The organism is Vibrio sp. CCB-PB317 (genome assembly GCF_022808245.1).
GTDB lineage: Bacteria > Pseudomonadota > Gammaproteobacteria > Enterobacterales > Vibrionaceae > Vibrio > Vibrio diabolicus.
On sequence record NZ_JALGNU010000002.1, the window covers coordinates 1481083 to 1493022 of the forward strand.

The window sequence follows — 11940 nt, forward strand, 5'->3', positions numbered from 1 at the left end:
TTCTATGTCCTCAACTACGACAAGTACACAACCAACACTTGCAAAACAATTATTTACGATGACTTGGCCAATGCTATTTGGCGTTCTATCTTTAATGAGCTTTCAGCTTGTAGATAGTGCGTTTATCGGTCAGCTCGGCGTTTTACCTTTGGCCGCTCAAGGTTTTACTCTTCCGTTGCAAATGGTCATTATCGGCATTCAAGTCGGTTTAGGTATCGCCACGACCGCTGTCATTTCTAAAGCGCTTGGTGCGAATGAAAGTCGTTATGCCAAACAGCTCGGTGGCTTAGTTTTGATGATTGGCTCAATCGGTGTAGCCGTTTTTGGAGGGCTAATTTGGCTTTTGCGCTACCCCATTTTATCTCTATTAAGTGCTCCAGAGTCTGTGATGCCGATTATCGACAGCTACTGGCCTTGGTGGCTGCTAAGTTCATGGACTGGCGCGGTTTTATATTTTTACTACAGTATTTGCCGAGCTAACGGCAACACCATGTTGCCTGGCACAATGATGATGGTGACCAGCGGTGTGAACCTTGTGCTCGATCCACTATTTATTTTCACGTTTGACTTGGGTATTAACGGAGCCGCAATAGCAACCATCGTTGCTTTTGGGTTTGGTATTTTAGTCGTCGCGCCTCGCGTAAAGAAGAATCACTGGGCAACAACGCAGTGGCAAGACCTCAACGTAGCTAAAAGTGTTGCGTCTATCGGTAACATCATGGGACCTGCGATGATCAGCCAACTGCTGCCTCCGTTGTCGTCCATGTTGGCAACAAAGTTGTTGGCAAGCTTCGGGACCGCAGCAGTCGCCGCTTGGGCGCTCGGTTCACGCTACGAATTCTTTGCTATCGTTTCGGTGTTAGCGCTGACAATGTCTATGCCCCCAATGGTCGGGCGCTTACTTGGCGCAAAGAACTACCAAGATATCCAATCGCTAGTCAGTATTGCCGTAAAATTCATTCTGGGCTTTCAACTTTTGATCGCAGCCATTACGTTTGCCGTCGCAAACCCACTTGCACTACTGATGACCAGTGATGTTCAAGTAGAGCAAGTATTAGAAATGCATTTGCTGATTGTTCCTATCAGCTTAGGTTCACTAGGTGTATGTATGTTGATGGTTTCTCTTTGCAATGCATTAGGTAAGTCTTACACCGCGCTCACCATTTCAGCGCTACGCTTGTTTGTCTTTTTCCTTCCTTGCTTATGGGTTGGCGCTCAAATGGGGGGAATCCGAGGTCTACTTTTAGGCGCTTGTATGGGCAACATTCTGGCGGGCATTTCCGCTTACCTAACCTACCGACAAACCATACGTAAACTCGCTGGCGCTCAAGCAAACGCATAACAATGCATGGTTAAAATAAAGCCCCTTTGATTGGGGCTTTATCGTCTTGAAATGTTATCGATTTAGGCGAGTTTTAATTCATTGAAGAGCTCAAATAGCTGATTCGATTTATAAGGCTTAGGTAAATAAGCATCCATACCTGCAGCAAAACAGTTGTGAATGTCTTCTTCCAAAACACTCGCGGTGAGCGCAATAATGGTCGTTTTCTCACGCCCGGCTTTCTTTTCCCAACGACGAATTTCTTTCGTCGCGGTCAGTCCATCCATCACCGGCATCATACAATCCATTAAAATTGCATCGAATTCTTCTCCCTTTGTGATGGCTTCCAACGCTTCTTGTCCATTGCTTGTTATCAAATAGTCATACCCTGCTTTATCCAGAAAGAAACTCGCGATTTTCTGATTCATCAAGTTATCCTCCGCGATTAAGATCCTCCTGTGAGAGCGCGATGTTCGATATTCAGACTTTGGAAGACCATTAGTGACAGTGTCACCTGATATGGTTTTTTCTACCTTCGCTAAGTCGTCAATGACATGCTTAAATCGATTGCCAAGAAAAGGCAATGTGAGTACAGCATGTACTCTTTCTGCATTGTCGTAGGGAGTGGATAGATGATGCTGACAAATAATCACACGACGAAGATCATATTTGAGTGACAATTCATCTAAGGCTTCATCCGTATTGGAGTCGTCACTATGGCACAGAAATATGACATCAAAGTCATCGTTTATTGCTTTTACTTCATTAACATTATTCGCACCAAAGAGATTGATTTTCGCTAATCGACACTCTTTCAAAAGTTGATCAGCGTAATCGTAATTTGTGCAGATCAAGAGCCCTTTATTTATCACGTCCGAGCGCCAGCCAAACATCGGAATAACGTCAACCTCAATAGAGAATTCAAAGCATGTGCCCACTCCTTTGGTGGATGTCGCTATAAGCTGCCCTCCCATCATCGATACCAGTTGACGACAAATTGCCAATCCCAGCCCCGTTCCACCGAACTGCCTTGACACCCCTTCATCTTCCTGAGTAAAGGGTTCAAAAATCGTCGTTAACTTATCTTGTTCAATGCCTATCCCGGTATCTTCGACTTTAAACATCAGCGTTCCGCGCTCGTTCTCAGGTAACTCGTCATAACTGACATCAACACGTATATGACCGCTTTCGGTAAACTTGACCGCATTCGATACCAGATTCGTGATGACCTGCTTGATGCGATGATCATCAACCATCACTCGAGTTGGAATGTTTTCAGCTAAGTTAATCCCCAGCTCTAGCTGTTTAGATGTGGCTTTGGATTGAAATAAAACCATCGACTGGTACACCACCTCTCGGATATCGGCCTCGACTAGCGACAACTCCAGTCGACCAGATTCGATTTTAGAAAGATCCAAAATATCGTTAAGCAAGGTAAGTAATGTTTGAGATGAAGAGTCAATGTCATCAACGACTTCTTGTTGATGGGAAGATAACTCGCTTTGAGAGAGTATCTCCGTCATGCCCATAATACCGTTTAGGGGGGTACGTATTTCATGCGACATGTTGGCAAGAAATACTGATTTAGCGCGATTAGCAGACACTGCTGACTCTTTAGCATGGAGTATTTCGTCTGTTTGTCTCTGCTTTTCTTCAACCACTCGATTCACTTGCTGAGCGAAAATCGTCAGTTCATCACTGCCATCGACTTTGACTTTCGTCTGTTTCTCTTCATCGTTGATCAGCGCCGTTAAGGTATGAATAATCGCATCTAGTTTGCTATTAACCCGAAACCAAGTGCCAAAGCCAAGCCAGCAAAGCATTACGATAACCAAAATAACGCCAGAGGTAATCATCGCAATATTGGTCTTTTGTTCATGAACTTGTGTTAGGAGCGACTGCTCTGTTTGTTTCGTGAACCCATCAATGAGTACTTGCAAGCGTTGCACACGGAAATCGAGTTCTCTCAAATACGCTTCATAGTCACTACGTGACATGTCCCCTGACATTAATCGCCCACGAGATGCCAAATTTCTCTGATATCTCGGCGACGTAAACAAGCCTAGCAATTTATCAACTTGATCGTATGACCCTCCTAAATTTAAAAACGCATCCAAATTTTGCTGCTGTCGATCAATAGCCTGAAAAAACAGACTCTGACTCAACCGACTCTTAGGATCTTGAACTAGGCGATGCGTCAACCAGGCTTCTTTCTGTGTCCAAAAAGACAGCTGAGCAAGGTAAGCAATAAAATTCTGCATTCGAATACCGTCCTCACTACCATACCACTGATGATTTTGTAGCAAAGAGCGCGACATATTTTGAAGCAGTTGAAATGCCCAATCGCCCAGGTCATCCATCTCGTCCAACCTACCTGATAATACCCCTAGCATGGCCTCTTTCAGCTCATCAGCATATTCAGCGGTATTGGGGTTACTGACGAATTTTTGATGCATGGAAGAAATAACACCGTTTTGTTCTTCTATATTAAGTGCGGCTGATGCTTGAAGCGTAGGCTGGCGGCGTGCTTTCTCTATGGAGTATATAAAATGAGAGGCTTGGGATATCAACTGGAAACCTTGGATATTGATTACCGTTTGATTGAGACGGCTTACGCGCAACGCATTGTCAGAAAACTGCTGAACTGCAAAAACCACTATCACCACCGTGGGTAATAGTGCGAGGAGTGCTAAGCGTGTTTTTATTGATAATCTCAACATCCATCAGCCCAATGGTTGATCTCATCCGATTATTTAATACTAGACTAGTTTCTAGCATTGAAAGGCATATACGACATGGTTACTTTAAAACAACATTCACCTACCAAAACCATGGTCATTCCGCTTATTTCGCCATCGGTCAATGAAATGGTAATTGTGACTCGAATCATACTTTTCGATCTTCAAGCTGAGTACAAACAGTGAAGTTTCACTCATACCTAAGATGCACATCACTTTTCATGAAATTTCAAACCATATGTTCACCTATCTCGTTGCCTTATCGAGACAAATCACACAAAAATGCAAACGAATTCACAGTGACAACAAAACTAATTTGAAAACACACATTATCATCGCGAAAAAAGTGGATGACTTTTTAAATGTCAATACGTGAAAACCACCGCTTTAGTCACATTAATTCACCACTAACACGACCTTAACTAGTGTTTTACACTGGATTTAATTTTCCTAGCAGAATAAGGGCTCCGACCTTAGAATCCGCACACATAACTATTACAACCCGATTACATAACCCACCACACTCTTGCACGCTGCCGAAGAGGCAACAGCAGGGAGTATGGTTAGCCCCCAAAACGTGAAAGGTCTAATACAACAATGAGTCCAGAGAAATATCTCCAAGACTGGCAAACTAGCCAAACGATTGCTGAATCTATTTCCCCTCTAATTGGTAAGCTATATCGTCAAAAAGGAATCGAAGTGGTTCTGTTTGGTAAAACGCTTATCAATGCTACTACTATAGACATTCTCAAAACTCATCGCGTTGCAAGACGTTATACAGGCAGCCCACTCTCACTTGAGCACACGATGCCTATCATTCAAGCGCTATGTGAAATGAGCATTTCTTCGTGTCGTGTCGATGTTGGCCAATTGGCAACTAAGTACTGGAATGAGCATGACGATACTGCATCTCTAAATGATTTCCTTATCACTGCACTCGATGGCGCACGCGATGCAGACTCTTCATTGAAAGCGCGTGATGTAGTTCTTTATGGTTTTGGTCGCATTGGTCGACTACTAACTCGCCTTCTGATCGAGAAAAGTGGCCCAGGTTACCCACTACGACTACGAGCGATTGTGGTTCGTGGCGGTAAAAAAGGCGATTTAGAGAAGCGTGCTAGCTTACTGCGTCGTGACTCAGTCCACGGTCAGTTCAACGGTAGCATCGTGATCGATGAGGAACGTAAAGCTCTGATCGTTAACGGTAACTACATCCAAATCATCTACGCAAACAATCCAAGCGAAGTGGACTACTCTGCTTACGGTATTAGCAACGCGCTTGTTGTTGATAACACAGGTGTTTGGCGTGATTCTGAAGGTCTAAGCCAACACTTAGCGTGTCAAGGTGCAGAGAAAGTGCTGCTAACGGCACCAGGTAAAGGCGATATCAAAAACGTTGTATTCGGTGTAAATGAATCAGTTATTCAAGAAGATGACACCATCATCTCTGCAGCGAGCTGTACCACAAATGCAATCACGCCGGTTCTTAAAGCGCTGAATGATAAATATGGTGTCCTTTCTGGTCACATCGAAACCGTGCACTCATACACAAACGACCAAAACTTGATCGACAACTTCCACTCTGGTGACCGCCGTGGACGTAGTGCTTCTCTGAACATGGTTCTAACTTCAACTGGCGCAGCTAAAGCAGTAGCAAAAGCACTGCCAGAGCTAGCTGGTAAGCTAACAGGTAACGCAATTCGCGTACCGACACCAAACGTTTCGATGGCAGTCGCTAACCTAAACTTAGGTGAAGACGTAGACCGTGATTCACTGAACGATTACTTGCGTGAAATGGCGTTGAACTCTGAGCTTTCGGCACAGATTGACTACACCGATTCAACAGAAATTGTATCAACTGACTTAGTTGGTTCTCGCCATGCAGGCGTCGTGGATGGTCAAGCGACTATCGCACAAGACAAACGTTGCGTACTTTACATCTGGTACGACAACGAATTCGGTTACAGCTGCCAAGTTGTGCACTGTATGGAACAAATGATGGGTGTTCGTTACCAAACATTCCCTCGATAGGTGAACTTTGCTCCACAACGTTAACCACATAGCGTAACGGACAATATCTCATATTTGTTCTAAATAATAAGCGCGAAGCGCATTACTAATATTTTTCCCCGTTTATACGCCTGATCACCCTCAGGCGTTTTTTCATTTCGCTCATTTGACACTCTCCGGACAAAGTGAAGGCTATCATTCATGTTTTGTTCATGTTCACAGCATTAATCTGAACACATGAATTACAGAGAGGTCATGATTATGAATCGGATTATTGTTACCGCACTGGCACTGATTACGGGCTTTTTTACATTAGTATTTAGCTTGATCATTGCGATTCCGTTGACCATCGCAGCATTGATTACAGGCAAGCGTATTGAGAAGCGCGTGAAGAAAATGCAGAAAGAAATGCATGAAGAGTATGAATTCAATACTGGTAAAGCCGATGCGATTGAAGGTGAGTTCGAAGAGGTTCGCCGATAAATAAATCGAATTTATATAAGTTTCTCTCCCCCGACTGCTCCTGAGAAACTTCTTGCTTTCACCCTGTCTTTTACAATGGCAGGGTGCTTTTTTACAAAAAAGGCAGCCACCTGGGCTGCCTTTAATATTTTGTTGTCTTGGCAAATTTATACGGTTACGACCACTCGAAGTGCCAATAGCATGAGAACAATCCCTGACAAACGATCAATTAGCACCGCTTTAGAACGAATTCTGTCCACTACTTTAGAGCTCGATAACACTAGGGTGATAAAGGTATACCAAAGCCCGTCCACAACAAATGGTGTAGCCACAATGATCATTTGATTGCTCAAATCATTACCTAGCGCTACAAACTGACTAAATAGTGCGATAAAAAACAAGGCAATTTTGGGGCTTAAAATCGAGATAAAAAAACCTTCTCGAGCAGACTGGCTTACCGTTGTTTCTTCGCCTGACTCCAACTTCGCCGCCACACCGCCTTTCGAACGCAGCGCATTGAACCCTAAATATGCAAGATATGCCGCGCCTGCAAGGCTGATCGTCTTGAACAACATCGGGCTTTGCTGCAAAACAACAGCGAGGCCAATCAGCGTAATAAACGCATAAATGCCAATTCCAAAAGCGTGTGCCCAAGCCGTTGCCAAACCATTGATGCGTCCACCAGCCAAGGCATGTTTTGCCACAATCGCTAGGCTAGGCCCAGGTGACATAGCACCGAGTAAACACACGGTAAAAAGTGATAACCAAACTGTTAGTGTCATAAATAACCTCTCTCCATTTGAATTCAATCTATCAATTGAAGAGCTATAATTTGAAATCAAAGTTTCGCATAAAAGTCATGATTTAAAATCATAACTTAATGGATGGAGTATTCCGATATTTTCATCACCGCGTGGATTTGCTCTCGCACCCACTGATGAGCTGGATCATTGTCGTATTTAGGATGCCACATCAGCCAATATTCATGGGTAGGTGTCTCAAAAGGAAGCGCTTTATGAACCAAAGGCCAGTGCTTGGCCAAATTATTTGCAATGTGCTCCGGAACTACCATTAAGTGCTCACTTGAGACCAAACGATTTACCGCCGCAGAGAAAAAAGGCACTTTAAAGGTAACATGACGCATCAGCCCCCTGTCTTTTAGTGCCATATCGGTACTTGAGTCTTTGTCTCCTCCACCCGTCACTTGAATATGCGAATGACTAATGAGGTCCTCTACAGAAATCGAAGCCTTACCAGCTAAAGGGTGAGACGCCTTCATCAAACAAACTGACTTATCTGAACCAATATTGATGCTAGATACACCTTCAGGCTGAGTGGGATACATAGAAGAAGCAAGGTGGATTCCTAACTCGTGAAGCTTATCGATAAAATCTAGCTGCCACAGTCGATACGCCAAATCCAATTGTGGTGCTTGTTCACCTAAGTGAGATGCAATATCGGGCAAAACGTATTGTGCCACGTAATCACTTGAGGCAATAACCAGCTCGCCTTGCCACAGTTGCGGCTCAAAAGGTTTGTCATCGAGTAAATGGTCAAACTCAGCCAGTAACGCATCAAGCTTTGATTTTAATGCTATTGCTCGCGGGGTTGGTATCAGCTGATTACCTTGACGAATAAGCAGTGGGTCACCACACAGATCGCGCAATTGTGCAAGCTGTCGGCTAACCGCAGACTGAGTAATGTGCAAACGTTCTGCAGTTCGGCTGACATGACACTCTTCTAAAAGTACATGCAAGGACCTAAGTAGATTCAAATTGATGTTGTTTAACATACCGGCTCAAGAAGGTTTAATAAATAATGGCACCCATGATGCTTATTTCACAAACTGGTTGCCAGTCGTATTAAAGAACTCAGCTAAAACGGTATGAGTCATGAGGTGCCTTAGCTCTGGGTAACGTTGAATTTGATCTCTGATTTCGTTCAAACGAGTCATCGTAGGTACTTCGACAAAAACCATCATATCCGTTTCACCACTGATTGCATGGCACCATTTTACGCCATCGATTTTGTATAGTTCGTCGGCATATGATTCGCAATAATACGTGGATGTAGATTTATCGAACTTTAGAGCAAAATAAGCACAAATCGAGTCCCCGCCTGAAGAGGCAATTTCAGCGTGATACCCGAGAATCACTTTGTCATGTTCTAGCTTACGAATACGAGCCGTCACCGCAGAACGAGAAAGGTTCACTTTATCCGCAATTTCAGTCACCGACAGCCGAGCGTTGTGTCGGAGAAGATCCACAATCTTGTGATCAAACTTGTCCATATACTTACCAAGCTTTCCTTATTTTTCTCATTCTATACCGATTCTAACTGCATAAGAAACCAACATTTTGTTGGAAATATTTAAAACAACCGTCATATTGACGGTTCAGTAAATCATTTTGTTATTAAGATTTTGGATATGCTATTTGGTAAGCATGAGATGAGCACCGTTATCCATTCAAATAAAAGAGCGATAACGCATTGAAATCAAATACGCTTCTTATGCACTCAGCGCACTAGCGGGCTCATTAAACTCCAATAAATGAGATAATTAGAAGCCACAAGCGCTTTCGTCATAAGTCCTACAACATTGGATGAATCAATTAGCATGGAACAGCTCAAAAAAGACATTTCACTCACATCCGGTATCGCCCAACTATCCACAACATTAATGGGAACGGGGCTTTTTATGATACCAGCCATTGCAGCAGGCATAGCGGGTCATTTTTCACTATGGGCCTGGATTTTATTATTCATCGCCATTTGTCCTATTGCGCTGACTTTTGCCCAGCTAGGCAAGCGATATCCCAACGCGGGCGGAACCGCATTTTTTGTGCGTAAAGCATTTAACGCCAAGCTGGAAAGTAGTGTAGCTTGGCTATTTGTTAGTGTCATTCCGGTAGGGGTTCCGGCCGCGATTGCACTCGCCGCAGGCTTTCTACAGCAAATATTGCCAGAGCCTATTAGCAATAATCTGTTTGCACAAATTCTAACGGTATTACTTCTTGTGTTCGTCAACTTGATGGGCACTAAGTCATCAGGTCATTTACAAACTCTTATTGCTTTGAGTGTCTTTGCGCTCGTTGGCACATTTTTATGGAAAGGTGACGTTAACAGCGCCGATCTCGTGATGCCAGCTATCACACAAGAGTCAATTTGGCCTATTACCGCAGCGCTTGGCGTGATGTTCTGGTGTTTTGTTGGCATAGAGGCTTTTGCTCATATGGGGGAAGAATTCAAAAACCCTCAAAGAGACTTCCCTATCGCCATTATTGTCGGTTGTTTTGTAGCGGGAGCTACGTACTGGGCTTGCTCTGTTGTTATTTTAAAGTTTGGTGCATATGGTAATGCTCAATTCGATAATGCATCGATTCCATGGTTGAGTGCTCAACTACTTGGCGATGGGGCCAAATGGATAATCAGTTTGATCGGATTCTCCGCTTGTTTCGCGAGCGTTAACTTATACACACAGAGCCTAGCGCGAATGGTCTGGGCTCAAGCTCGGGAACATCGTCCTTACAGCCCACTAGCCAAGATTTCGCGTCGTGGTGTCCCTTTCTCAGCCACCTTATTAGTTGGCGGCGTACTGCTAATATCTTGCGTGATAGGAACGCTATCGCAGCTCGATCTGGAGTTTTTCCTAAAACTAGCAAATAGTGTATTCGTTTTGGTTTACATGTTGGCGATGTTAGCCGCTTATAAATTGCTCCGTGGGTTTGGTAAAGCGCTTGCGGGACTTTCTCTACTGCTTTGTACCGGTGTTTTTATATGTTTAGGCTGGTCAATGTTTTATGCACTTGGCATTTTCACTCTACTTTTACTGCCTTGGAAACAGTGGCGACATAAACGACAAACACGCGCAGTTGAATAGTCACTGCTTCCCATGTCGAAAAATTAGGGCTAAACGTTGGATACCAGCGTCTATATTCTCTAACGCGATATTGCCATAACCAAGCACGGCACCATGCCAGTGACGTGCTTGGAAACCTGGATGTTCATAATAGCTCAAAGGTCGCAAGATGATCCCTTCATGCTCTGCCAGTTTTGTCAAACGCAGCTCATCTATACCGTTTTGCCATTTCAACGTAATATGAAGCCCCGCCGCTTGGCTAACGACGCAAACACTGTCGCCAAAATGCTGTTGAATGGATAAATGCATCTGTTCATGCTTGGTTTTATATAATCGGCGCATTTTTCGGATATGGCGCAACAACCCACCCTCGGTTATAAAATCTGCCAACGCTTCTTGAGTGTGCGTCGGTGAATCACCACTTAACGCATCTTTAACCACCAAACATTGCTCTACTAAACGTTCAGGAACCACAAGGTAGCCAAGCCGCAACCCGTTAAACATTACTTTACTGAAGGAACCCACATACAACACACGATCATCTCGACCCATTTGAGCTGCTAGCCCCTGTAAGCTGGTGTAGGGACGATGAGCAAACTGAAATTCGCTGTCATAATCGTCCTCGATGATCCAACTTGATTGCTCGACCGCCCAGTTGATGATCTTCCCTCTTTGCTCGGTATTGAGTGTGGTACCCATCGGATATTGATTACTTGGTGTGATATACAGCGCATCGGCATCGCTTGAGGTCACAGCTTCCACATCAAAACCTAATTTCTCTCTTACGAACAAAGGCTCAAATTGATAGTTTTGGAACTGAATCAACTTCCGCATTTGCGCGTAACCTGGTTGCTCCATCAGAACCTTATCACCTTGTTTGAGCACTACCATCGTCGCAATTGACAACGCTTGCTGCGCCCCAGAGGTAATAATAATGCGCTCTGGGGAACAATTCACTGAACGACTTGATGCGAGGTAGTCAGCTAAAGCACAGCGCAATGCCCAACTACCCTGAATATCTTGATTCCCCAACAAGCAGGGGCGGGACATGTGGCGATTGAGTAACTTTTGCCACTGCGCCATCGGAAATGCGTCCAAATCCGGCACACCCGGTGCAAATGCAAGGTTGATATCAAAGTGAGTTTTCGGTGATGAGTCTCTCTGAACTGAATTAGGTTCAGGCAAGTACTGCTCCGGCAGTTCTACGGCAACATAAAAGCCAGAACCTTTTTGGCTGTTCAAGTACCCTTCCGCCACTAACTGTTCGTAGGCAGAAATCACGGTATTCCTACTTAGATTAAGCGTCTGTGAAAGCTTCCGCGTAGAAGGCAACTTCCCATTCTTCACCCACAATCCTTGAACAATTTTCTTGCGAATAGCAAAAAACAACGCTTGCTGACGCGTTCCATCACTTTCTTTTAAATGTAGGTCACCGATATCAATCAAAGACAAACTGGATCCATCCATTAAATAAAACTGGCTCTCTTTAAGCTACCAGTTAAGCGCTACATTGCAATTAAAGAATGAGGATCAAGCGCTCGTAATCGTGA

General features: G+C 44.1%; 9 protein-coding genes. 4 read left to right on the top strand and 5 right to left on the bottom strand.

Going from position 1 to position 11940, the window contains the following annotated elements:
* The first annotated feature begins 4 nt into the window (after positions 1-4).
* Positions 5-1342, top strand: coding sequence for an MATE family efflux transporter (locus MTR11_RS15560; RefSeq protein ID WP_041853085.1), 1338 nt, complete (start codon positions 5-7; stop codon positions 1340-1342).
* A gap of 62 nt (positions 1343-1404) precedes the next feature.
* Here MTR11_RS15560 and MTR11_RS15565 read toward each other — a convergent pair whose 3' ends face one another.
* Positions 1405-4041 carry an ATP-binding protein gene (locus MTR11_RS15565; RefSeq protein ID WP_243328002.1) on the bottom strand — a complete coding sequence of 879 codons (2637 nt, stop codon included), beginning with the start codon at positions 4039-4041 and terminating at the stop codon, positions 1405-1407.
* Positions 4042-4656: 615 nt separating this feature from the next.
* Between MTR11_RS15565 and MTR11_RS15570 the strand changes: the two genes are divergently transcribed.
* Both MTR11_RS15570 and MTR11_RS15575 read left to right on the top strand, forming a co-directional pair.
* The gene (locus MTR11_RS15570) at positions 4657-6090 is read left to right on the top strand and encodes a glyceraldehyde-3-phosphate dehydrogenase (protein WP_182034009.1); all 1434 of its coding nucleotides are present in this window, start codon (positions 4657-4659) and stop codon (positions 6088-6090) included.
* Positions 6091-6330: 240 nt separating this feature from the next.
* On the top strand, positions 6331-6552 hold the full coding sequence (locus tag MTR11_RS15575; protein WP_005397748.1) for a hypothetical protein: 222 nt from the start codon (positions 6331-6333) through the stop codon (positions 6550-6552).
* Positions 6553-6698: 146 nt separating this feature from the next.
* Here MTR11_RS15575 and MTR11_RS15580 read toward each other — a convergent pair whose 3' ends face one another.
* The 3 genes from MTR11_RS15580 to MTR11_RS15590 all read right to left on the bottom strand — a co-directional run bounded on the left by MTR11_RS15580 (position 6699) and on the right by MTR11_RS15590 (position 8821).
* Complete coding sequence (locus tag MTR11_RS15580) at positions 6699-7313, bottom strand: LysE family translocator (protein ID WP_046875874.1); 615 nt, start codon at positions 7311-7313, stop codon at positions 6699-6701.
* Positions 7314-7408: 95 nt separating this feature from the next.
* The gene (locus MTR11_RS15585) at positions 7409-8323 is read right to left on the bottom strand and encodes a LysR family transcriptional regulator (RefSeq protein WP_005396380.1); all 915 of its coding nucleotides are present in this window, start codon (positions 8321-8323) and stop codon (positions 7409-7411) included.
* A gap of 42 nt (positions 8324-8365) precedes the next feature.
* Positions 8366-8821: an Lrp/AsnC family transcriptional regulator gene (locus MTR11_RS15590; protein ID WP_005396378.1), complete on the bottom strand. Its 456-nt coding sequence runs from the start codon at positions 8819-8821 to the stop codon at positions 8366-8368.
* A 327-nt stretch (positions 8822-9148) separates the two neighbouring features.
* On the opposite strand from MTR11_RS15590, the gene yjeH reads away from it, so the two are divergent.
* Entirely contained in the window at positions 9149-10411 is a 1263-nt protein-coding gene (gene yjeH, locus MTR11_RS15595; protein WP_006741172.1) for an L-methionine/branched-chain amino acid transporter, read from the top strand.
* On the opposite strand, the gene MTR11_RS15600 is transcribed toward yjeH, so the two are convergent.
* On the bottom strand, positions 10412-11857 hold the full coding sequence (locus MTR11_RS15600) for a PLP-dependent aminotransferase family protein (protein ID WP_243328003.1): 1446 nt from the start codon (positions 11855-11857) through the stop codon (positions 10412-10414).
* Positions 11858-11940: the final 83 nt, after the last annotated feature.

Excerpts from the sequence above, each read along its gene's own strand:
- MTR11_RS15585 (WP_005396380.1), bottom strand. The coding sequence starts at position 8,323 with ATGTTAAACAACATCAATTTGAATCTACTTAGGTCCTTGCATGTACTT.
- MTR11_RS15590 (WP_005396378.1), bottom strand. The coding sequence starts at position 8,821 with ATGGACAAGTTTGATCACAAGATTGTGGATCTTCTCCGACACAACGCT.
- MTR11_RS15570 (WP_182034009.1), top strand. The coding sequence starts at position 4,657 with ATGAGTCCAGAGAAATATCTCCAAGACTGGCAAACTAGCCAAACGATT.
- yjeH (WP_006741172.1), top strand. The coding sequence starts at position 9,149 with ATGGAACAGCTCAAAAAAGACATTTCACTCACATCCGGTATCGCCCAA.
- MTR11_RS15565 (WP_243328002.1), bottom strand. The coding sequence starts at position 4,041 with ATGTTGAGATTATCAATAAAAACACGCTTAGCACTCCTCGCACTATTA.
- MTR11_RS15580 (WP_046875874.1), bottom strand. The coding sequence starts at position 7,313 with ATGACACTAACAGTTTGGTTATCACTTTTTACCGTGTGTTTACTCGGT.
- MTR11_RS15560 (WP_041853085.1), top strand. The coding sequence starts at position 5 with ATGTCCTCAACTACGACAAGTACACAACCAACACTTGCAAAACAATTA.
- MTR11_RS15600 (WP_243328003.1), bottom strand. The coding sequence starts at position 11,857 with ATGGATGGATCCAGTTTGTCTTTGATTGATATCGGTGACCTACATTTA.
- MTR11_RS15575 (WP_005397748.1), top strand. The coding sequence starts at position 6,331 with ATGAATCGGATTATTGTTACCGCACTGGCACTGATTACGGGCTTTTTT.